Below are 20,952 nucleotides of genomic sequence, written 5' to 3'. Positions count from 1 at the left end.
AGCCCCCGACCGCGCGGTGCGGTCGGGGGCTGCGAGCTGTCCGGAGGGTCCCCTGAGGGTCTTCCCGGGGCCGCGGGGATCAGCTGTTGATCGGCGGACGGTAGGCGGTGTCCGGGCCCTGCGGGCCGACGCCCGGCTCGACCACCTCGCCCTGGATCACCTTGCCGTCCGGACGGTGGATCCGCAGCTGCTCCTGGAGCCGCATCGCGTCCGCGAAGGGGGCGGCCCCGGCCGCGGAGGTGCTGCGCAGCGCCTTGTCGGCGAAGCGCCGGCCGACCGCCCGCCAGAGCGCCCGGGTGGGCGGGAGGAGCAGGGTGAGGGCGAGGGCGTCCGAGAGGAAGCCCGGGACGATCAGCAGCAGGCCGGCCAGCACCGTCATGCTGGTGCCGGTCTGCGGCTGCTGCGACTTCGGGTCCCGGCTCTGGTCGATCGCCGCCGACAGCGCCTTGAGCCCGGCCCGCTTGATCAGCGAGCCGCCGATCACGGCTCCGGCGATCAGCAGCAGCAGTACGGCCGGGCCGCCCAGCAGCGATCCCACCTGGACCAGCAGCCAGATCTCCAGGACCAGCCAGGCGGTGACCACCAGCGGAAGCACCCGGCGGAGCTTTCCGCGCGGGGCCGGACGTGCGGGGGTAGCTTGCTGGGTCACGGTACGAATCCACTCCAAGCGATGCTCTGCGCGCCGCACGGGAGGTCCGGGCCGGCTACGGCACCACCTGCTCCAACGATCCTCGGCCGGCGGGTGTTCCGGAGCCGCCCCGGACGCAGGGGCCCGCCGGTGTTCCGGCCCGCAGCACGGTACGGCGCCCGCCGGTGTTCCGGCCCGGGAAACGGCGCAGCGCCCGCCGGTGGCGGGCGCTGCATACGAGCTCGGGGCTCCAAGGGCCCCCAGGGGCCCGGGAGGGCCGGTCAGGAGGGATCGGGGCCGAGCGGGCCGGTCCGCCGCCGGCGGACGCCCACCAGCACCGCGGCCCCGCAGGCCAGCAGGCCACCGACGGCCAGCGTCCACTCCGGCACGGCGCCCAGGTGGTCGGCGACGGTGGTGCCGTCGCGCAGCGGGACGACGGCGGACAGCTCGGCCGCGGTCAGCTCCTCGGTCCGCTGCATCACCGTGCCGTCGGGGGCGATCACGGCGCTGATGCCGCTGGTGGCGGCGATCAGCACGGCCCGGCCGTGCTCCACCGCGCGCAGCCGCGACATCGCGAGCTGCTGCTCGGGCTGGCCGGTCTTGGCGTAGGTGGCGTTGTTGGTCTGGACGACCAGCACCCGCGCACCCTGGTCGACGGTGTCGCGGACGATCTCGTCGTAGGCGACCTCGAAGCAGATGACGTCGCCGATCCGGGCCGGGCCGAGCTGCATCACGCCGTTGTGGTCACCCGGGTAGAAGTCGCGGGCGACCCGCTGGAGCCGGGTGATCACCTTCATCAGCTGGTCGCGGAACGGCACGTACTCGCCGAACGGCACCGGGTGCTGCTTGGTGTAGGAGGCGCCGGGGCCGGTCTTCGGGTCCCAGACGATGCCCTCGTTCTGGACGTGCTGCTCGTCCGGGCCGTCCACCAGGGTGCCGACCAGGGTGGGCACGCCGATCGCCTTCACGGCGTCGTCGATCCGCTCGTAGGCGAGCGGGTCGCTGAACGGGTCGAGGTCGGAGGAGTTCTCCGGCCAGATCACGATGTCCGGCTTCTCGGCCCGGCCCGCCCTGATGTCGGCGGCGAGCTTCTCGGTGGCGTTGGCGTGGTTGTTGAGGACCATCATCGGGCGGCCGAGGAAGTCCATGCCGGGGTTGGGCACGTTGCCCTGGATGACCGCGACCTTGACGGTGTCGGCCGCCGCGGTCGGCACCGGCACCAGGTAGCCGGCGAGCAGGGTGGCCACCGCGCCGAGGGCGGCCAGGGCGGCGGCCTTCGGCGCCCGGCCGGGCCCGCGCAGCCGCAGCGCCGCCCAGCCGAGCAGGGCGCCGGACAGGGCGACGGCGAAGGTCACCAGCGGGGCGCCGCCGAGCGCGGCCAGCGGCGTGAACGGGGTGGCGGTGTTGGCGAAGGCGAGCCGGCCCCAGGGGAACCCGCCCAGCGGCAGCCGGTCCCGGGCCCACTCCTGGGTCACCCAGAGGCAGGCCGCCCAGAGCGGCCAGGCGGGCAGCCGGGAGGTCAGCGCCAGCCCCGCGCCGAGGACGGCCAGGAACAGCGCCTCGACGACCGACAGCCCGACCGTGGCGTCCCAGCCGACCACCCGCAGCCAGCTCAGCAGCAGCAGGAAGAACGGCAGGCCGAAGGCGAAGCCGGTCCAGGCGGCCTGCCGGAGGGTGCGGCCGCGGGTCAGCAGGGAGAGCGCGGCGACGCCGGCCAGCGAGAGCGGCCAGAGGTCGAACGGCGGGAAGGCGAGCGCCAGCAGCAGCCCCGCCAGCACGGCCAGCCCGGTCCGGGGAAGGCCGGCCCGGACCTTGGCGAGGGCCCGCGCCCACCGGCCCGGCGCGGGCGCCTCCTCGGGGGTCTCGGGCGCGGTCCCGGACCGCTCCTGGGTGACGGGCATGGCCACCGGCGCACCATCTCTCTCGGTGCCGCCTCGTGGAGGTACGGGGACGGCTGTTCGGACGCTGTCCGAAGAAGGTACCCCGGAAATCCACCCGACCGTGAGGTCAGGGTCGTTCGGGGGCCGACGGGCGCGGGGCGTAGCGGATCTCGCCGAGCGGCCACTCCGCGGCGAGCCAGTCGGAGACCGTCCGGTACAGCACCGCGTCGAGCTCGGCCCGGTCGGCGCGGACCCAGGAACTGACCTTGGTGACCGAAGGGTCCGTGCGGTCCGGGTGGATGTAGACGCAGCCGACGACGGCGTCGCCCGGGCTCTCCAGGACGGTGTAGGCGAAGCTGCGACGCGCCTCGAAGTCGGCGGCGTGGCGGCGCAGGTCGGCGAGGTTCTGCTCCGGGCTCATCCCCTCGCCGGGCGGCCAGGTGCCGGTCCAGCCGGGGGTGGCGTGGATGTGGTCGATGCTCGACGTCCAGGCGAGGAGGTCGGAGGTGTTGTGCTGCTCGCCGAGGGGTTCCAGGCGGAACCCCTCGGCGGCGAGCGTGCGGGGGACGGTGAAGCCGGCGGGTACCAGGTCGGTCATGCGGATCAACCTAGGGCCTCCGCCCCGGCCGCGGGCTACCCCGCGAGGTGGACCGTCCGGCCGCGGACGACGGTGCGCAGGCAGGCCGGCAGCGGGCGGCCGGGGGTGAGGTCGGGCAGGCCGGGGGTGCCGGAGCGCGGGTCGGTGGACCAGCCCGCCACCCGGGAGTCCGGTGCCTGGACGACCAGTTCGTCGGCGGCCCAGACCGCGTAGCTGGCGATCGCGCCGGGCACGAGGACGCCGTCCTGGTCGCGGCCGATCGCGCGCCAGCCGCCCCGGGTGTGGGCGGTGAACGCGGCCCGCACCGAGATCCGGTGGTCGAGGGTCCGGTGGAAGGCGGCCGCGCGGACGGTGCCCCAGGGGTCGAGCGGGGTGACCGGCGCGTCCGAGCCGAAGGCCAGCGGGACGCCGGCCCGGAGCAGCGCGGCGAAGGGGTTCAGCGCGGCGGCGCGCTCGGCGCCGAGCCGCTGGACGTACATGCCGTCCGGGCCGCCCCAGGCGGCGTCGAAGGCGGGCTGGACGGAGGCGGTCAGGCCCAGCTCGGCGAAGGCCGCGACGGACTTGTCGTCCAGCGCCTCGGCGTGCTCGACCCGGTGCCGCAGCGCCTTCACCCGGCCGGCGCCGAGCCGCTCGCCGGCCGCCCGGACGCCGTCCAGGACGGCGGTGACCGCCGCGTCGCCGATCGCGTGGAAGCCCGCCTGGAGGCCCGCCTCGGTGCAGGCCACGACGTGCTCGGCGACCTGCTCGGCGCTCAGGTAGGAGGTGCCGGTGTGCTCGGCGTCCGCGTACGGGGTGTGCAGGCAGGCGGTGTGCGAGCCGAGTGCGCCGTCGACGAAGAGGTCACCGCCGGCGCCGACCGCGCCGAGCCGCCGGGCGGTCTCCACGCCGGTACGGCCGTCGCCGCCCAACTCGCCCCAGTAGGCGAAGACTTCGGGGCCCTCCTGCTCGGCCGCGAGGGCCAGCAGGGCGGTCACGTCGGCTTCGGAGGAGATCTCCGGGCCCGCGCACTCGTGCAGCGAGCCGATGCCGAGCTCGGCGGCCCGGGCCAGCGTGGCGCGCTGGGCGCGGCGGCGCTGCTCGGGCGTGAGGCGGGCCAGCGCGGCCTGCCGGACGGCGTGGTGGGCGTCGCGGGTGAGCGGGCCGTCGGCCGAGTGGCCGGGCCGCTCGGCGAGGCCGGCGGTGAGCGCGCGCAGCGCACTGGTGGCGAGCGCGGAGTGCACGTCGGTGCGGGAGAGGTAGACGGCGGCGCCCGCGGCGGCCGCGTCCAGCTCGGCGAGGGTCGGCGGGCGGCCCTCGGGCCAGGCCGTCTCGTCCCAGCCGTGGCCGATGAGCACGCCGCCCGGCGCGTCCTGGGCGGCGACGAAGGCGGTCACGGCGGCCAGGGCGGCGGCGAGCGAGGGGCTGCCGGTGAGGTCGAGGCCGGTGAGCGCCAGCCCGGTGGAGGTGGCGTGCACGTGCGCGTCGACGAAGGCCGGGGTGACCAGCGCGCCGTCCAGCTCGACGATCTCGTCCGCCACGCCCGCGTACGCCTCGGCGGCACCGTCGCTGCCGACCCAGGCGACGTGTTCGCCCTCGACGAGCATCGCGGTGGCGAAGGGGTCGGCGGGGCTGTACACGGCGCCGCCGCGCAGCAGGACGGTCCGTGGGCCCCTCCTGCCCGAGGGCGGGCCAGGAGGGAGGGTGCGTTCGGTCATGGCCCTTAGTCTGCACCCCGTCGGACGTGCCCGGAGCTTCGGGGGGCCGCGCCCCGGCGGGGCCGCTCAGAGCTTCGGGGGCCGTGCCTCGTACGGGGTCGAGAGGACGACGGTGGTGCGGGTCGAGACGCCGGCCGCGCTGCGGATCCGGGCCAGCAGGTCCTCCAGGTCGCCGGGGGCGCCGACCCGGACCTTGAGGATGTAGTTCTCGTCCCCGGCCACGCTGTGGCAGGCCTCGATCTCGGGCAGCCCGGCGAGCCGCTCGGGGGTGTCGTCCGGGGCGCTGGGGTCGAAGGGTTTGACCGAGATGAACGCGGTCAGCGCAAGATCGACGGAGTCCGGGTCGATGATCGCGGTGTAACCGCGGATCACGCCGCGCTGCTCCAGGCGGCGCACCCGCTGGTGCACCGCCGAGGTGGACAGGCCGGTGGCCTTGCCCAGGTCCGTGTAGCTCATCCGGCCGTCTTCCACCAGCAGCTGGACAATGCGTTGGTCGAGATCCTCCACAAGGCGCAAACCTACCCCCTCGGGGGGCGCGGCCGGTGCCACGGCCGGCGCACGCGGTGGCACGGGCGGCGCTGCGGGGTGCCGGGCGGGCATGTGCCGGGCGAATGTGGCGAAGGACACACCACGTGCATCACGGTGCACCGGGCCGCAGGGTTATGAGTCCGCGTCACAGGGAAGTGCTGGTTGTGGCCCCGGGCGACCACGCCGGGCCCGATCCGAGGGGGATCACCATGCGTGCACCTGACCCGCAGTCGCTGAGCGCCGACGACACCCACGATCTGGCCGACCGCGACGGCCTCGCGGTCCCGAGCGGCCCAGCACCGGGGACGGACCCGGGCGAGGCCGACACCTGGGAGATCTTCCGGGTGCACTGCCCCGAGTGCCACCGCCCGATCGCCCTGGTGGGCGACGAGGAGCGGCTGCCCCAGCACGCGGTGCTGCCCACCGCCTGGCACCCCTTCTCCCCCGCCCTCTGCCCGGGCTCGGGGATCCCGGCGGACGACCTGGCCGAGGTGGAGTCGGCCGAGGAGGCCGGGCCGGACGGCCTGGCCGCGCTGCTCGCGCTGCCGGCCGAACTCGACTGGCGCACCCAGCCGTTCTCGCACGCCGCGACGCACCGCCCGGTCTCCGCCGAGGTCGTCGCTCCGGCCATCCCGAAGCAGCGCAGCCGGCTCGTCCGGCGCTGACGGACCCGAACGGGCCGGCGCCGGCCGGCCGCAGACGTGCCGACGGGCGCCGCTCCGCACCCTGGAGCGACGCCCGTCGGCGGTTCGTGGGGGCCGCCCCGGCCCCGGTGGGCGGCCGCCGGCCCGCGGTGCGGCGGCCGTCAGTCCTTGGTGAGGTGGCGGCCGATCACCAGGCGCTGGATCTGGTTGGTGCCCTCGACGATCTGCAGCACCTTGGCCTCGCGCATGTAGCGCTCGGCGGGGAAGTCCTGTGTGTAGCCGTAGCCGCCGAGCACCTGGACGGCGTCGGTGGTCACCCGCATCGCGGCGTCGGTGCAGAACAGTTTCGCCATCGCCGCCTCCTTGGAGAACGGCCGGCCCGCGTCGCGCAGTCGCGCGGCGGCCAGGTAGAGCGCACGCCCGGCCTCTATCTGGGTGGCCATGTCGGCGAGCATGAAGGACAGGCCCTGGAAGTCGGCGATCGGCCGGCCGAACTGGCGGCGGGTGCGGGCGTAGTCGACCGCGAGGTCGAGCGCGGCCTGCGCGACGCCGACCGCACAGGCGGCGATGCCGAGGCGGCCGGAGTCCAGCGCGGCGAGCGCGATCTGGAAGCCCTGGCCCTCGGTGCCGACCAGCCGCTCGCGGGGGACGCGGACGCCGTCGAAGTGCAGCTGCGCGGTGGGCGAGGAGCGCATGCCCATCTTGTGCTCCGGCGGGGCGGCCGAGAGGCCGGCCGTCGCCCCCGGCACCAGCAGGCAGCTGATGCCGCGCGCGCCCGGCTCGCCGGTGCGCACCAGGGCGCTGTAGAAGTCGGCCTGCCCGCCGTGGGTGATCCACGCCTTGGTGCCGCTCACCACGTAGTCCTCGCCGTCGAGGTCGGCGCGGGTGCGCAGCGCGGCGGCGTCCGAGCCCGACTGCGGCTCGGAGAGGCAGTAGGCGCCCAGCTGCTCGCCGGAGAGCATCCCCGGCAGCCACTGCGCGCGCTGCTCGTCGGTGCCGAAGGTGGCCAGGGCGTGGCAGGACAGGGTGTGCACGCTGACCCCGAGGCCGACCGCCAGCCAGCCGGCCGCCAGCTCCTCCAGGACCTGCAGGTAGACCTCGTAGGGCTGGTCGCCACCGCCGTACTTCTCCTCGTACGGGAGGGAGAGCAGGCCCGCCTCGCCGAGGGTGCGGAAGACCTCGCGGGGGAACCGGCCGGCGGCCTCGTCCTCCGCCGCGCGCGGCTGTATCTCGCGCTGGACCAGCTCACGGGTGAGGCTCAGCAGCTCGCCGGCCTCCTCGGTCGGCAGCTGGCGGTCCACGGCTTTCGCAGGGGAGGGGGTCATGGCGGCTGGTCGCCTCCTCGTTCGGGCACCGGACCGCGCGGTGGCGGGTCCGACGCGGGTGTGGCAGGTCGGCCCGACCGGCACCGGATTGCGGTGAACGGCCGTTCACATGCGTGGCCAAGTGAGTATGCCCGATCCCGGCGCTGCCGTCACGACCTGCGGAGAAGCACTGTCCGGATCGGTGCAAGGGTCACCGTAGGGTGGCCGTTGTGGCTCCTTCCGAAACCTCCCGAACCCCTCCCGGCGCCGGGGCGGGCGTGCCCGCGGACGCCGCCGCTGCGGAGCTGAGCGCGTTCGCCGCCGGACTGCGCGCGCTGGCGCCGTCCTGCGGGCCGGTCCGGCTCGTCGCGGTGGACGGGCACGCCGGCTCCGGGAAGACCACCTTCGCGGCCCGGCTGGCCGCCGCTCTCGGGGGTGCGCCGGTGGTCCGCCTGGACGACCTCGCCACCCACGCCGAGCCGTTCGGCTGGACGGAGCCGCTGCGCCGCCAGGTGCTGGAGCCGCTGGCGGCCGGCCGGGACGCCGAGTACCGGGTGTACGACTGGACGCTGCGCCGGTTCGCCTCGACGGCGGTGGTGCCGCTCGCGCCGGTGGTCCTGGTCGAGGGGGTCGGTGCCGGCCGGCGCGCGGTGCGCCCCTGGCTGGCCCGGCTGGTCTGGATGGAGCTGGCGGCCGCGGACGCACGGCGGCGCGGCGAGGAGCGGGACGGGCCGGCGCTGGCGGAGTTCTGGGCCGGCTGGGCCCGGGCCGAAGCGGCACATTTCGCCGCCGACCCGAGCCGCCCGTACGCCGGGACGACGGTCGACGGGGTGACCGGGCGGATCACCCCGAGCACGGTCGGTGAACCTTCAACATGCCCTTGACCTGCGATGTCGCCAGGAATTAGGTTCTCCCCAGTTGCCGGTTCGAGGACCGCGCGACCACAGACACGGCACCCCCGGCTTGTTCCCCCGTGAGCCGGGGGTGCCGTCCCCCGCTCCCGGTCCGGGCACCGCCCGCGGGACGCCGGCCCCGGTTCGGACCCGTCCGGCCCGCGCGGGCCCCCAACTCCCGGACCACCGATCGGAGTCGACTCCGCGCGGCACCCTTCCGGATCAGCGCCGCGCCGGTACGATTTCTGACAGGCGCACAGGCGCCCCGGGGGCTATCGACCACCGGCCGGCTCTCCGCAGACCGACCCGCCGGCCGAGCCCCGAGGCACACCGCGGGGGGCGTGTAGTGACGACGGTGGACAGTTCAGACAGCGACAACACGGGCGGCCCGGCTCCGAACCGGCTCGCCGACCGCGCATGGCTCCGCGCCATGGACGCGTACACGGCGGGCGCGTACGCCCGGGCGGAGGAGGAGTTCCGCGCGGCCGTCCGGCTCGACCCGGGCATGGCCGACGCCTGGCTCGGCCTGCACGCCCTGCGCAGCGACACCTCGGGTGCGCTGCTCGCGATGTACCGCCACCGGAAGCGTTTCGGCGAGCAGCGCAGCCGCCACCGGCGGCCGCTCGGCTCCTGGTACTGGCTCGGCTGGTGGGTCCAGCCCGTCCTGGAGGACGCCCGCGACCTGGCCCTGGCGCACGCCTCGCACTGGCTGGACGGCCGGCGTCTCACCGAGCTGGAACAGGCCCTGGAACAGTGCCCGGCCCCCGCCGAGGACCCGTCGGCGCGCTTCCTGTACGCCTGCCGCTCCTACCTGCTCAAGGACTGGGAGCAGCTGATCCGGGACACCGACCGGCTGCTGGACGACCCGCTGCTCGGCATCGAGGCCGGCCTCTTCGCCGGGATGGCGCGAGTCCGGCTGGACATGTGCGCCCAGGCCCAGGCCCCGCTGGCCGCCTCGCTCGCCCGCTGCCGCTCCGAACAGCCGCAGCGCAAGGAGCTGCGGTACTGGCTGGCGCGGGCGTACGAGGGCGCCGGGCGCAGCGCCGCCGCGTTACCGCTGTACCGGGCGGTGCACCGGGCCGACCCGGCGTTCATGGACACCGCGGCCCGGCTGGCGGCGATATCGGCCGAGGACGGCCTGGTCGACGGCCTGCTGGACTCCCTGACCTCCGGTGGCGCCACCGGGGCCCGGTCGCCGGGCGACGAGGCCGACGACTGGGACGACGCGGGCCTCGAGGGCGCCGGGCTCGGTGACTCCGTGCTCGACGGCGCCGGTCTCGGCGGTCTCGGTGGCCCGGGTCTCGACGGCACCGAGCTCGACGACGCCGGGCTCGACAGCACCGGGCTCGACGACGCGGGCTTCAACGGCTCCGGGCCGGACGTGGACGGGCCGGCGGGCCCCGGCAGCGGCGGCGCGGGAACGCCGGCCACCGCCGGGCTGTGGAACGGCGGCGCGGGGACCGGAGCGAGCGCCGGGCCCGCCGGGGCGGGTACCGGAGCGGGCGGTTGGGCGGGAGCCGGGGCCGCGACCGGGGCCCACGGCGCCGGGGAGACGCCCGCCGAGGGCTCCTCCCCCCGGACCCCGGACGAGGCGCTGGAGAGCACCACCCCGTACGGCGCGGCCGAGGACGCCGGCTACCCGGACGAGAGCGGCGAGCCGGGCGGATCCGCCGGTCCGGCGGGGGCGGGCGACGGCCGGCAGGCCTGGCCGCCGCTGGTGGCCGGCGAACGCCCCGGCCCGGCCGTCCCGCCCGTGGCGCCCGCCCCCGCCGCCGGTCCGGCCGTGACCCGCGGCGCCGCACTGCCCCGGCTGGCGAACAGCTCGGCGCCCGCCGAACGTGAGGGCAGCACCCGGGAGTTGACCGAGGCGCTGGCCGAACTGGAACAGATGGTCGGCCTGGAGCCGGTCAAGCGGCAGGTCCGGGCGCTCTCGGCGCAGCTGCGGATGTCCCGGCTCCGGGCGGCCCAGGGCCTGCCCGTCCAGCCGCCCAAACGGCACTTCGTCTTCTCCGGCCCCTCCGGCACCGGCAAGACCACCGTGGCACGGATCCTCGGCCGGGTCTTCCACGCCCTCGGCCTGCTCTCCGGCGACCACCTCGTCGAGGCCCAACGAGCCGACCTCGTCGGCGAGTTCCTCGGCCAGACCGCGGTCAAGGCGAACGAGCTGATCGACTCCGCACTGGACGGCGTGCTCTTCATCGACGAGGCCTACAGCCTCTCCAACTCCGGCTACAGCAAGGGCGACGCGTACGGCGACGAGGCGCTGCAGGTGCTGCTGAAGCGGGCCGAGGACAACCGCGACCGGCTGGTGGTGATCCTCGCCGGCTACCCCGAGGGCATGGCCCGGCTGCTCGCCACCAACCCCGGCCTCAACTCCCGCTTCACCACCCGGGTCGACTTCCCCAGCTACCGCCCCGGTGAACTCACCGCGATCGGCGCGGCACTCGCCGACCGGGACGGTGACGGCTGGGACGAGGACGCCGCGGAGGAGCTCGCCAGCATCTGCACCCACGTGATCCGCGAGGGCTGGATCGACGAGCTCGGCAACGGCCGCTTCATCCGCACCCTGTACGAGAAGTCCTGCGCCTACCGGGACTTGCGGCTCTCGCTGCTGCGCGAGCCGCCGGGCCGCGAGGACCTGGCGACCCTGCGGCTGCCGGACGTCGTACAGGCCTACGGCGAGCTGATCGACGGCCGGGGCTGAGCGGCGGCCGGGCGGGGTTGCGGTGCCCGGAGGGACCCCCGGGCACCGCCGCTCAGCCGGGCACCGCCGCTCAGCCGGCCAGGACCGCGGCCTCCCGCGCCGGGTCCAGCCCGACCACCGGCCGGTCCGGCCGCTGCGGGGCCGTACCGCCGATCGACTGCAGCCAGGCCCAGGTGTCGGCGACCGTCTCCGCCACCGGCCGGCAGCGCAGCCCCGCCGCCACCGCCTTGGCCACGTCCGAGCCGTGCATGCAGTCGTGCAGCTCGCCCGGCGGGATCCAGACCGGCAGGTCGCTCCACGGCTCGATGCCGGCCGCCAGGATCGGGCCGGGCTCGGTCCAGCGCAGCTCGGCGTCCGAGCCGGTCACCCGCACGCAGGCCTCCAGCAGCGCGCCCATGGTGGCGTGCCCCCGCGGGCTCACCAGGTCGTACGCGCCGCCGAGACCGGCCGCCAGGGCGTCCAGCGTCCAGCACGCGAGGTCCCGGGCGTCGATGTACTGCACGGGCAGGTCGTGCGGGCCGGGGGCCAGCACGGGGCCGCCGCGGGCCATCCGGCCCAGCCACCAGGGCAGGCGGCCGATGTTCTCGTACGGGCCGAGGATCAGCCCGGCACGGGCCAGCAGCGCGCGGTCGCCGAACGCGTCCAGCACGGCGAGCTCGCCGCCGCGCTTGGCCTCCGGGTACGCCACCTCACCGGCGTCCGGCGAGCCCCCGACCACCGCCGCGCTCTCGTCCGCCCCGGCCGGGCTCGGGTACGCGTACACCGACCGGCTGGACACGTACGCGTAGCGGCCCGCCCGGCCGGCCAGCAGCCGGGCGCTGTCGCGCACCACCGCCGGCGCACCGGACCAGGTGTCCACGACGGCGTCCCACTCCCCCTCCGCGAGCGCGGCCAGGCCGCCCTCGGCCCTGCGGTCCCCGTGCAGCGCCCGCGCTCCCTTCGGGGGCTCGTGCGTCCCCCGGTGGAAGACCGTCACCTCCCAGCCCCGCGCCAGCGCCTCCTCGGTGACAGCGCGGCCGACGAACTCCGTCCCACCCAGCAGTAGAAGCCTCATGCCGACCACCCTGCACACAGGGTGGCCGGCAGGGGAACAGCCGAACGCTCAGAGCGGAATCGCCCACAGCGGAACGCCCCGGGGCGGCCGCGGCGCGAACGGGGCAGCGGGCCTAGGCGGCGGAGCGGTGGTCCGGGTCGTGCACCTCGCCGACCAGCTCCTCCACCACGTCCTCCAGCGTCACCATGCCGAGCGTGCGCCCGTCCTGGTCGATGACGGCGGCCAGGTGGCAGGCGGCCCGGCGCATCGCGCCGAGCGCGTCGTCCAGCGGGAGCGTGCCGCGCAGCACCGTGACCGGGCGCCAGAAGCGGGCCGGGACGGGGGCCGAGCGGTCCTCCACCTCCAGGATGTCCTTGAGGTGGAGGTAGCCCAGGTACCCGTGGCCCGCCGGATCGCCGTCGGTCACCGGGAAGCGCGAGAAGCCCGTCCGCAGGGCCAGCGCCTCGACCTCCTCGGCGGTCGCCCCGGTGTCCACGGTGACCAGTTGCCCGGGCTCCAGCAGCACCTCGGTGACCGGGCGGCGGCCCAGCTCCAGGGCGTCCTCCAGGCGCTCCTGGCGCTCCTCGTCGAGCAGGCCCGCGTCCCGGGAGTCGACCAGCAGGTACATCAGCTGCTCGGTGGTGAAGACCGACTCCACCTCGTCCTTGGACTCGACCTTGAACAGCCGCAGCACGCCGTTGGCGAAGGCGTTCAGGAACCGGATCACCGGCGTCAGCCAGCGGGCCAGCCGGTCCAGCGGCGGGCCCAGCCAGAGTGCGGCCCGCTCCGGGCCGGCCAGGGCCAGGTTCTTGGGCACCATCTCGCCCATCACCATGTGCAGGAAGACCACCACGGCCAGCGAGATCCCGTACGACAGCGGGTGCATCAGGCCGGACGGAACGCCGAACGCGTGGAACGGGCCCTCCAGCAGGTGCGCGATGGTCGGCTCGGCGAGCGCACCGAGGCCCAGCGAGCAGACGGTGATGCCGAGCTGGGCGGCGGCGAGCATCGCGGAGACGTTGGAGAGCGCGTGCAGCACGGTGCGGGCGCGCCGGTTGCCCGCCTCGGCGAGCGGTTCGATCTGGCTGCGCCGAACGGAGATGACGGCGAACTCGGCGCCGACGAAGAAGGCGTTCCCGAGCAGCAGGATCAGGGCGACGGCCAGTTGGAGCGCGGTCATCGGGCCCTGTCCTCGGCCTCGGTGCCGCCGGACTGCTGCCGCGGACCGGTGCGTTCCACCCGCACCCGGCCGGTGCGGTGGCGGTCCACCGTCTCGACGGTGAACCGCCAGCCGGGCAGCGCCGCCTGCTCGCCCGGCACCGGCAGCCTGCCGAGGAGGTCCGACACCAGGCCGGCCAGCGTCTCGTACGGGCCGTCCGGGGCGTGCAGGCCGATGGCCTCCAGCTGGTCGATCCGGGCCCGGCCGTCGGCGGCCCAGACCGGCCGGCCGTCCACCGGCGGCAGCGGGAGCAGCTCGGGGGTGTCGGCCGGGTCGTGCTCGTCCTGCACCTCGCCGACGATCTCCTCCACGAGGTCCTCGACGGTGACCACACCGGCGGTGCCGCCGTACTCGTCCACCACGATGGCCATCGGCTGGAGCCGGCGCAGCCGGTCGAGCAGCCGCTCGGCCGGGAGCGACTCGGGCACCAGCAGCGGCGGCACGGCCAGGCTGCCGACCCGGACGGAGCCGCGCCGGGCGGCCGGGACGGCCAGGGCGTCCTTGAGCGTGACGGTGCCGGTGACCTCGTCCAGGCTCTCCGCGTAGACCGGGAAGCGGGAGAGGCCGGTGGCCCGGGTGAGGTTGAGCACGTCGGCGGCGCTGGCGTCGGCCTGGAGGGCGACGACGTCCACCCGCGGGGTCATCACGGACTCCGCGGTCAGCTCGCCGAGGCCGAGGGTGCGCACGAACAGGGTGGCCGCCTCCTCGTCCAGTGCGCCGGCCCGGGCCGAGTGCCGGGCCAGCGAGACCAGCTCGGCCGGGGTGCGGGCGTGGCCCAGCTCCTCCTGCGGCTCGACCCCGAAGGCCCGGACGGTGCGGTCCGCCGAGCCGTTCAGGAAGCTGATCAGCGGGCGGCAGACGGTGGAGAACGCCATGTGCGGGGCGGCCACCGAGCGGGCCACCTGGAGCGGCCGGGAGATCGCCCAGTTCTTCGGGACGAGCTCACCGATCACCATCTGCACCACGGTGGCGCCGAGCATGCCGATGACCACGGCGGCGGCGCGGGCCGCGCCGTCCGACAGGCCGATGCCGGTGAACACTGGCCTGAGCAGGACGGAGAGGGCCGGCTCGGCGAGCATGCCGACCACCAACGAGGTGACGGTGATGCCGAGCTGGGCCCCGGAGAGCTCGAAGGAGAGGTGGCGCAGCGCCCTGGCGACCCGGCCGGCCTTCGCGTCGCCGGCCGCGGCGGCACGCTCGACGGCCCCGCGCTCGACGGTCACGAAGGCGAACTCGGCGGCCACGAAGAGGCCGTTGGCGAGGATGAGCAGAAGTGCCGCGAACAGCAGCAGCCAGGCGGTGATCACAGTGCCGCCTGCCTTCCGAGGATCGGAAGTGGGGCGGCGCAGGTACTACCGGACGGATCGTCCATGGACGGGGGGAGTCACTCCTCAGGTCGTTTCCGGCAGGGCCCGGGCCGGCCGGCGGGTCCGTCGGCGGGCACGGTTTGCCCTGCTTTTCACCAGCGTAGACGATACCTGTGCGACGGTCGGATCCGTGTTCGGCCAGGCCTGTTCCGGCCTCGGCGCCCGGCCCGGGCGAGGTGCGGGGGCCCGGGGCGGGACGGGTGCGGTGCGGGACGGGTGCGGGGCGGGTGTCGGGTGGCTCGTGGGGCGTGCCGCTGCGACGCGCGCCTCATCGCGCGGGCGCGCCTCATCGCGCGGGGTGAGTACCCGGGGGGCGCGGGCTGCGGGACTGCGGGTGGCCGGTCAGTTGGCGTGCTGCGCGACCAGGTCCCGCAGGGCGCGCGCGTCCGCGATCGCCTGGGCCTTGCCCATGCCGGACTGGATGCCGACCACCGCCAGCGAGCTGCCGTCCGCGAGGTCGAGCGTCGCCCACGGGTCGCCCTGGCGGAAGTTGACCCGGACGATCTCGGCCCAGGCCAGCCGGCGGCGGCGGACGAAGTTCACCACGGTGATGCCCGTGGCGTCGGCGCTCACCCGCGGGCGGGCCAGCATCAGGCCCGCCGCCGCGAAGAACACACCGCTGAGCACCATCATGGCCCGGTCGTTGAACTGCCAGCTGGACGGCAGCGCGACCGCGATCACGGCGAACAGCACGACCAGCAGCGCGCAGACCGGCAGCAGCACGGCCCGGGTGCGGCGCGGCGCCCAGGTGACGGGGAACTCGGCGGGGGTGGACACGTGGGAACTCCGGGTGCTTCCAGGGGAAAGGGCGGGGGCGCCGCACGGCGCCCCCGCCCCCATTGAACCGGAGCTTAACTCCGCGCCGGTCACCGCCTACGGGATCAGAGGCGGCAGGCGTGGATGTTGGTCACCAGGATCGCCCGGGCGCCGATGCTCCACAGGTCGTCCATGATCCGCTGGGCCTCCTTGCGGAGCACCATCGAGCGGACCGCCACCCAGCCCTCGGTGTGCAGCGGGGAGACGGTCGGCGACTCCAGGCCCGGGGTCAGCGCGACGGCCGCACCGACCTGCTCGGCCCGGATGTCGTAGTCCATCAGCACGTAGCGGCGGGCCACCAGGACGCCCTGCAGGCGCCGCAGGAACTGGTCCACGCGGGCGTCCTCGCCCGCGCCCTTGGGCCGGATCACCACGGCGTCGGAGACGAGGATCGGCTCGCCGAACACCTCCAGGCCGGCGTTGCGCAGGCTGGTGCCGGTCTCGACGACGTCGGCGATCACGTCGGCGACGCCCAGCTGCACCGCGGTCTCCACCGCGCCGTCCAGCTTGGTCACGGTCGCCTTCACGCCGTGGTCGGCGAGGTGCTGCTCGACCAGGCCGGTGTAGGAGGTGGCGATCCGCAGCCCCTCCAGGCCCTGCACGTCCTTGACGTCCACGCCCTCCGGGCGGGCGAAACGGAAGGTGGAGCCGCCGAAGCCGAGCGCCAGCACCTCCTCCGCGTTGGAGTGCGAGTCCAGCAGCAGGTCGCGGCCGGTGATGCCGACGTCCAGCCGGCCCGAGCCGACGTACACCGCGATGTCGCGCGGGCGCAGGAAGAAGAACTCGACCTCGTTGTTCGGGTCGACGAGGACGAGCTCCTTGGGATCCTTGCGCTGGCGGTAGCCGGCCTCATGGAGCATCTCCGCCGCGGGACCCGAGAGCGAACCCTTGTTGGGGACGGCGATGCGCAGCATGGAGGTCGGTTCCTTACCTGGTTCGGAGTGGAGTGGCACGTCGGCCGGTTTCAGAGGTACTTGTAAACGTCTTCGAGCGTCAGCCCGCGGGCGACCATCATCACCTGAAGGTGGTAGAGGAGCTGCGAGATCTCCTCGGCGGTCTGCTCGTCCGACTGGAACTCGGCGGCCATCCAGACCTCGGCGGCCTCCTCGACGACCTTCTTGCCGATGGCATGGACGCCCTGCTGGACGAGCTGCGCGGTACGGGAGGACGAGGGGTCGCCGTTGGCGGCCTTCTGCTGGAGCTCGGTGAAGAGCTCCTCGAATGTCTTCAGAGCCATGATGGACTCACCTTACGGCGTGCGGGCTTACGGGCGGTAAACAGTCCCGGACCGTGGACAGTCCAATGGACATCCACGGTCCGGATCCTTGTGCAGTCGTCGTACTGGCGTACCCGGTCGTCCCGGCTCGCGCCGCGGCGGGCGGAGGATCACCGGCCCGCGGTCGCGGGATCACCGGCCGGGCATCGGGGGATCACCGGCCGGCGGTCGCGGCTCAGGCGAGCCGGCGGAGCACCGCGGCGGTGGCGACGGCCGCGGTGACGGCCTCGTGGCCCTTGTCCTCGGCCGATCCCGGCAGGCCTGCGCGGTCGAGCGCCTGCTGCTCGTTGTCGCAGGTCAGAACGCCGAACCCGACCGGGACGCCGGTGTCGACGCTGACCTGGGTGAGCCCGACCGTGGCGGCCTGGCAGACGTAGTCGAAGTGCGGCGTGCCGCCGCGGATGACCACGCCGAGGGCGATCACGGCGTCGTAGCCGCGCTCGGCGAGGCGCTTGGCGGCGACCGGCAACTCGAAGGTGCCGGGGACGCGCAGCACCGTCGAGTCGGTCACGCCGAGCTCCTTCAGCGCCCGGTCGGCGCCGTCCAGCAGGCCGTTCATCACCTGCTCGTGCCACTGGGCGGCGATCACGGCGACCTTGAGGTCGGCGGCGTTGTCGATGGTCAGCTCGGGGGCGCCGTGGCCGCTCATGTGCTGGTCCTCTTTCGGGGTGGTCGGTCGGGAGGCGGGAGGGGTGTGGTTCGGGAGACGGGGCTCGGGGCTCGGGGCTCAGGAGCCGAGGCCGGGCAGGTCGTGGCCCATCCGGTCGCGCTTGGTCTGCAGGTAGCGCAGGTTGTGCTCGCCGGCCGGCGTCTCGACCGGCGCGCGGCCCTTGACCTTCAGACCGTGCTCGGTGAGGGCGGCGAGCTTCTCCGGGTTGTTGGTGAGCAGCGTGAGCGACCGCACCCCGAGGTCGCCGAGCATCTGCGCGCCGATGCTGTAGTCCCGGGCGTCGGCCGGCAGCCCGAGGTCCAGGTTGGCGTCGACGGTGTCGCGGCCCTGCTCCTGGAGCTCGTAGGCGCGCAGCTTGTGGGCAAGGCCGATGCCCCGGCCCTCGTGGCCGCGCAGGTAGAGCACGACACCGCGGCCGGCCTCGGCGACCTTCGCCAGCGAGGCCTGGAGCTGCGGGCCGCAGTCGCAGCGCAGCGAGCCGAACACGTCACCGGTCAGGCACTCGGAGTGCACCCGGACGAGGACGTCCTCGCCGTCGGGAAGCCGCCCGTCGGCGCCCAGGCCGCCCGCGACCAGCGCCAGGTGCTCGACGCCGTCGATGGTGCCGCGGTAGCCGACCGCCGTGAACTCCCCGTACGCGGTCGGCAGCGCGGTGACGGCCGCCCGGTCGACGTGCAGCTCCGTCCGGCGGCGGTAGGCGATGAGGTCCTCGATCGAGATGATCGCCAGGCCGTGCTTGCGGGCGAAGGCGACCAGCTCGGGCAGCCGGGCCATGCTGCCGTCGTCGTTGACCACCTCGGCGATGGCGCCGGCCGCCGGCAGCCCGGCGAGACGGGCCAGGTCGACCGCGGCCTCGGTGTGACCGGGGCGGACGAGCACGCCGCCCTCGACCGCCCGCAGCGGGAAGACGTGCCCGGGGCGGGTGAGGTCGCCGGGCTCGGTGCCCGCCGAGGAGAGCAGCCGGACGGTGCGGGCGCGGTCGGCGGCCGAGATGCCGGTGTCGACCCCTTCGCGGGCGTCGACCGAGACGGCGTAGGCCGTGCCCTTGCGGTCCTCGTTGACCTGGGTCATCGGGGGCAGCTTGAGCCGGTCCAGCTCGTCGCCGGTCATCGGCGCGCAGATCACGCCGGAGCTGTAGCGGATGGTGAAGGCCATCAGTTCGGGGGTGGCCGCGGAGGCGGCGAAGACGATGTCGCCCTCGTTCTCGCGGTCCTCGTCGTCCACCACGATCACCGCGCGGCCCAGCGCGATGTCGGCGACGGCCCGCTCGACGGGGTCGAGCACGAGGTCCTCGGCGGCAGGGGCCTCGGCGGTGGGGTCTTCGGCGGCGGGGTCGGTGCTCATGCGGAGGCTCCCTGGAGGACGGTGGCGGACTTGCTGCGGGGCTCACGGGTGCTCAGCCACCAGGACCGCAGGCCGAGCAGCACGAGGACGAAGTAGATCGAGTAGGTCAGGCCGGAGAAGGAGTAGCCGCTGTTGAAGGCCAGCGGCACGCCGACCACGTCGACGGCGATCCAGGCGAACCAGAACTCCACCCAGCCGCGGGCCTGGGCGACCATCGCCGCCAGCGTGCCGACGAAGATGTAGGCGTCCGACCAGGGGCTCCAGGAGCCGAGGCCCGGGAAGGACAGGAAGATCCAGGCGAGCGCGCCGGTGCCGACAGCGGTACCGGCCACCAGGGCGGCCCGTTCGGTCCAGCTCGCGAACCGGACCGAGATCCGGCCGTCGTCACGGCGGCCGCGCCGCCACTGCGTCCAGCCCCAGGCGGCGGTGACGACCACGATCAGCTGCTTGCCGATCAGGCCCGGCGCATGCCCGTTCAGGTACGCGGTGATCAGCACGACGCCGGACAGCAGCTGGACCGGCCAGCTCCAGACCGAGCGGCGCCAGCCGAGCGCGAGGGCGGACAGGCCGAGCAGGTTGCCGGCCATGTCGGCCCGCTTCACGTGCTCGCCGAAGAGGGTGAAGGCTTCGCCGCTGAGCCAGCTCACTGGGACTCTCCGGTGGTCTCGGACGCGATCGTCGGGGGGAGGGTACGGGCGTCGAGCAGGCGCTCCACGTACTTGGCGAGGACGTCGACCTCCAGGTTGACGCTCTCGCCGACGCTCTTGGCGCCGAGCGTGGTCAGCGCGAGGGTCGCGGGGATCAGGCTGACGGTGAAGCTGTCCCGGGCCGCCTCGACCACGGTCAGGCTGACGCCGTCCACGGTGATCGAGCCCTTCTCCACCAGGTAGCGGGAAATGCTGTCGGGCAGCGAGAAGCGGAGCACCTCCCAGCGGAGGTTGCCGGCCGCGTCGAGCTGACCGGGCTCACGGCTCAACAGGGCGCCGGTGGCGTCGACATGACCCTGCACCAGATGTCCGCCCAGGCGGGCGCCGAGCGCCATCGCGCGCTCCAGGTTGACCCGGGAGCCCGGCTTCAACTCGCCGAGGCTGGACCGGTGCAGCGTCTCCGCCATCACGTCGGCACTGAACTCGGTGGTGTCGGCGGCCAGTTGCTCGGGGCTGTCGACGACGGTCAGGCAGACGCCGTTGACCGCGATGGAGTCGCCGTGGTGCGCGCCCTGACAGACCACCGGGCCGCGCAGGCGGATTCGCGAGGAGTCGCCGATCTCCTCGATCGACACGACCTCGCCGAGCTCTTCGATGATGCCGGTGAACACCCGGGTTCTCCTCGCGCTTGGGGCGCGGACTCCGGGGCGGGCATGGGAGGGGACACGGACGGGCACGGGTGCACGGGCCCTGTGGCACGACCCGTTGCCGGGGCGCCCAAGAACCGCCGGGAGAGGACTCTCCCGTCGCACACCTCCCCGCGGTCCACCAGGGGACCACGAGTACTGCTCTTCGTCCGCCGCGCACGCCTCCCATCCGGACTTTAACCGTCGGTCCAGGAATTTCACCTGGTCAACCGGCCGCTGGCTGCGGACGGGTCGCGGACTGTAACCGCCGGTTCGGATTTTCACCGACCCCGGAGTGCGCTGAACGTCACTGCTACTTCTGACGTCATTCTGCCATGATCCGCGCGAACCGAGGGAGAGGCTTCCGCTGTGGCCTGTTTCACGTGCGGGGCGGGAATGCGCGGGGCGCGCGCGAGCACCGCCGCCGACCGCCCCGCGCACGGTGAACCGGCGGCGGGGCGGGGCGGAACGACGGTGGGGCGTTGGCGGGGTGGCGGCGGGGCCTTGGCAGGGTGGCGGCGGGGTGGTCAGGGCACCAGCAGGGTGACCTCCGCGCGGTGCCGGCGCTGCTGTTCGGCGTCCCAGTCCCCCGTGCAGTAGACGGAGACGGCGGCGACGGTGCCGCCCCGGACGTCGGCACGCAGCAACTCCCGGCAGTACCAGCCGGCGCCGTCCTGCTCCCAGCGCTCCTCCACCTCCAGGACGAATCCGCTGCCGGTCCGGTCGAGGCGGTGCCGCGCCACCGTGCCGGGCGCCGGGTGGCTGTTCCTGCGCAGCGCGACGAGACCGTCTACGCCGCGTGACTGGAGCCGCCAGGAGGGGAGCGTGAGGTCGCAGAACACCTCGGGGTGGAACAGGCCGGCGGGTGGGGTGCCGGTCTCCAGGAAGGTGATCAGCAGGGCGGCGAGGCGGTCGGGGGAGTCGGTGGGGGTGTTGGGGGCGATGGGGACGGTGGGGGCGGTGGGTGCGGTGGGGGCGGTGGGGGCGGTGAGGGCGGTGGGGGCGGTGGTGGTCATGGTGC

20 protein-coding genes and 1 riboswitch are annotated in these 20,952 nt (G+C 74.7%); of the genes, 3 read left to right on the top strand and 17 right to left on the bottom strand.

What is annotated here, in order from left to right; genetic code table 11:
• Nucleotides 1-79: 79 nt before the first annotated feature.
• From fxsA to OH807_RS34800, 5 genes are all read right to left on the bottom strand, one after another.
• Entirely contained in the window at nt 80-649 is a 570-nt protein-coding gene (fxsA, locus tag OH807_RS34820) for an FxsA family membrane protein (protein WP_406207409.1), read from the bottom strand.
• Nucleotides 650-909: 260 nt separating this feature from the next.
• On the bottom strand, nt 910-2,529 hold the full coding sequence (lnt, locus tag OH807_RS34815; RefSeq protein ID WP_406207407.1) for an apolipoprotein N-acyltransferase: 1,620 nt from the start codon (nt 2,527-2,529) through the stop codon (nt 910-912).
• 106 nt (nt 2,530-2,635) lie between these two features.
• Entirely contained in the window at nt 2,636-3,106 is a 471-nt protein-coding gene (locus tag OH807_RS34810; RefSeq protein ID WP_406207404.1) for an N-acetyltransferase, read from the bottom strand.
• Nucleotides 3,107-3,141: 35 nt separating this feature from the next.
• Nucleotides 3,142-4,800 carry an amidohydrolase gene (locus OH807_RS34805; protein WP_406207400.1) on the bottom strand — a complete coding sequence of 553 codons (1,659 nt, stop codon included), beginning with the start codon at nt 4,798-4,800 and terminating at the stop codon, nt 3,142-3,144.
• 66 nt (nt 4,801-4,866) lie between these two features.
• Nucleotides 4,867-5,307 carry an Lrp/AsnC family transcriptional regulator gene (locus OH807_RS34800; protein ID WP_406207397.1) on the bottom strand — a complete coding sequence of 147 codons (441 nt, stop codon included), beginning with the start codon at nt 5,305-5,307 and terminating at the stop codon, nt 4,867-4,869.
• A gap of 230 nt (nt 5,308-5,537) precedes the next feature.
• Here OH807_RS34800 and OH807_RS34795 point away from each other — a divergent pair, with 230 nt between their 5' ends.
• A complete protein-coding gene (locus OH807_RS34795; protein WP_406207394.1) occupies nt 5,538-5,993 on the top strand; it encodes a hypothetical protein in 456 nt (151 codons plus the stop codon).
• A 140-nt stretch (nt 5,994-6,133) separates the two neighbouring features.
• Here OH807_RS34795 and OH807_RS34790 read toward each other — a convergent pair whose 3' ends face one another.
• The gene (locus OH807_RS34790) at nt 6,134-7,297 is read right to left on the bottom strand and encodes an acyl-CoA dehydrogenase family protein (RefSeq protein ID WP_406207391.1); all 1,164 of its coding nucleotides are present in this window, start codon (nt 7,295-7,297) and stop codon (nt 6,134-6,136) included.
• Nucleotides 7,298-7,554: 257 nt separating this feature from the next.
• On the opposite strand from OH807_RS34790, the gene OH807_RS34785 reads away from it, so the two are divergent.
• Complete coding sequence (locus OH807_RS34785) at nt 7,555-8,160, top strand: hypothetical protein (RefSeq protein ID WP_406211347.1); 606 nt, start codon at nt 7,555-7,557, stop codon at nt 8,158-8,160.
• Between the two features lie 439 nt (nt 8,161-8,599).
• Nucleotides 8,600-10,873: an AAA family ATPase gene (locus tag OH807_RS34780; protein ID WP_406211345.1), complete on the top strand. Its 2,274-nt coding sequence runs from the start codon at nt 8,600-8,602 to the stop codon at nt 10,871-10,873.
• 70 nt (nt 10,874-10,943) lie between these two features.
• On the opposite strand, the gene OH807_RS34775 is transcribed toward OH807_RS34780, so the two are convergent.
• The 11 genes from OH807_RS34775 to OH807_RS34725 all read right to left on the bottom strand — a co-directional run bounded on the left by OH807_RS34775 (nt 10,944) and on the right by OH807_RS34725 (nt 20,947).
• The gene (locus tag OH807_RS34775; RefSeq protein ID WP_406207390.1) at nt 10,944-11,927 is read right to left on the bottom strand and encodes an NAD-dependent epimerase/dehydratase family protein; all 984 of its coding nucleotides are present in this window, start codon (nt 11,925-11,927) and stop codon (nt 10,944-10,946) included.
• Nucleotides 11,928-12,039: 112 nt separating this feature from the next.
• Entirely contained in the window at nt 12,040-13,086 is a 1,047-nt protein-coding gene (locus OH807_RS34770; protein WP_406207388.1) for a hemolysin family protein, read from the bottom strand.
• Nucleotides 13,083-14,432, bottom strand: coding sequence for a hemolysin family protein (locus tag OH807_RS34765; protein WP_406207385.1), 1,350 nt, complete (start codon nt 14,430-14,432; stop codon nt 13,083-13,085). The genes OH807_RS34770 and OH807_RS34765 overlap by 4 nt, the downstream gene beginning before the upstream one ends.
• Before the next feature lie 402 nt (nt 14,433-14,834).
• Entirely contained in the window at nt 14,835-15,269 is a 435-nt protein-coding gene (locus OH807_RS34760; protein WP_406207383.1) for a PH domain-containing protein, read from the bottom strand.
• 104 nt (nt 15,270-15,373) lie between these two features.
• Nucleotides 15,374-16,222 carry an ATP phosphoribosyltransferase gene (gene hisG, locus OH807_RS34755; protein WP_406207381.1) on the bottom strand — a complete coding sequence of 283 codons (849 nt, stop codon included), beginning with the start codon at nt 16,220-16,222 and terminating at the stop codon, nt 15,374-15,376.
• A gap of 50 nt (nt 16,223-16,272) precedes the next feature.
• On the bottom strand, nt 16,273-16,545 hold the full coding sequence (locus OH807_RS34750; protein ID WP_406207378.1) for a phosphoribosyl-ATP diphosphatase: 273 nt from the start codon (nt 16,543-16,545) through the stop codon (nt 16,273-16,275).
• Between the two features lie 214 nt (nt 16,546-16,759).
• The gene (gene ribH / locus OH807_RS34745) at nt 16,760-17,233 is read right to left on the bottom strand and encodes a 6,7-dimethyl-8-ribityllumazine synthase (RefSeq protein ID WP_406207375.1); all 474 of its coding nucleotides are present in this window, start codon (nt 17,231-17,233) and stop codon (nt 16,760-16,762) included.
• A 78-nt stretch (nt 17,234-17,311) separates the two neighbouring features.
• Nucleotides 17,312-18,598 carry a bifunctional 3,4-dihydroxy-2-butanone-4-phosphate synthase/GTP cyclohydrolase II gene (locus OH807_RS34740; RefSeq protein ID WP_406207373.1) on the bottom strand — a complete coding sequence of 429 codons (1,287 nt, stop codon included), beginning with the start codon at nt 18,596-18,598 and terminating at the stop codon, nt 17,312-17,314.
• A complete protein-coding gene (locus OH807_RS34735) occupies nt 18,595-19,245 on the bottom strand; it encodes a nicotinamide riboside transporter PnuC (protein ID WP_406207370.1) in 651 nt (216 codons plus the stop codon). Before OH807_RS34735 ends, OH807_RS34740 begins: the two co-directional genes overlap by 4 nt.
• Nucleotides 19,242-19,916, bottom strand: a complete 675-nt coding sequence (locus tag OH807_RS34730) for a riboflavin synthase (RefSeq protein WP_406207367.1) — start codon at nt 19,914-19,916, stop codon at nt 19,242-19,244. Before OH807_RS34730 ends, OH807_RS34735 begins: the two co-directional genes overlap by 4 nt.
• A gap of 189 nt (nt 19,917-20,105) precedes the next feature.
• Nucleotides 20,106-20,233: riboswitch (FMN riboswitch) on the bottom strand.
• Between the two features lie 225 nt (nt 20,234-20,458).
• Nucleotides 20,459-20,947 (bottom strand): hypothetical protein, encoded by a 489-nt coding sequence (locus tag OH807_RS34725; RefSeq protein WP_406207365.1) that lies wholly within the window; start codon nt 20,945-20,947, stop codon nt 20,459-20,461.
• Nucleotides 20,948-20,952: the final 5 nt, after the last annotated feature.

It is taken from the genome of Kitasatospora sp. NBC_01560 (assembly GCF_045208415.1).
Lineage (GTDB): Bacteria > Actinomycetota > Actinomycetes > Streptomycetales > Streptomycetaceae > Kitasatospora.
Note: the sequence above shows the minus strand (reverse complement) of the source record. Positions and strands in the feature narration are given on the sequence as shown.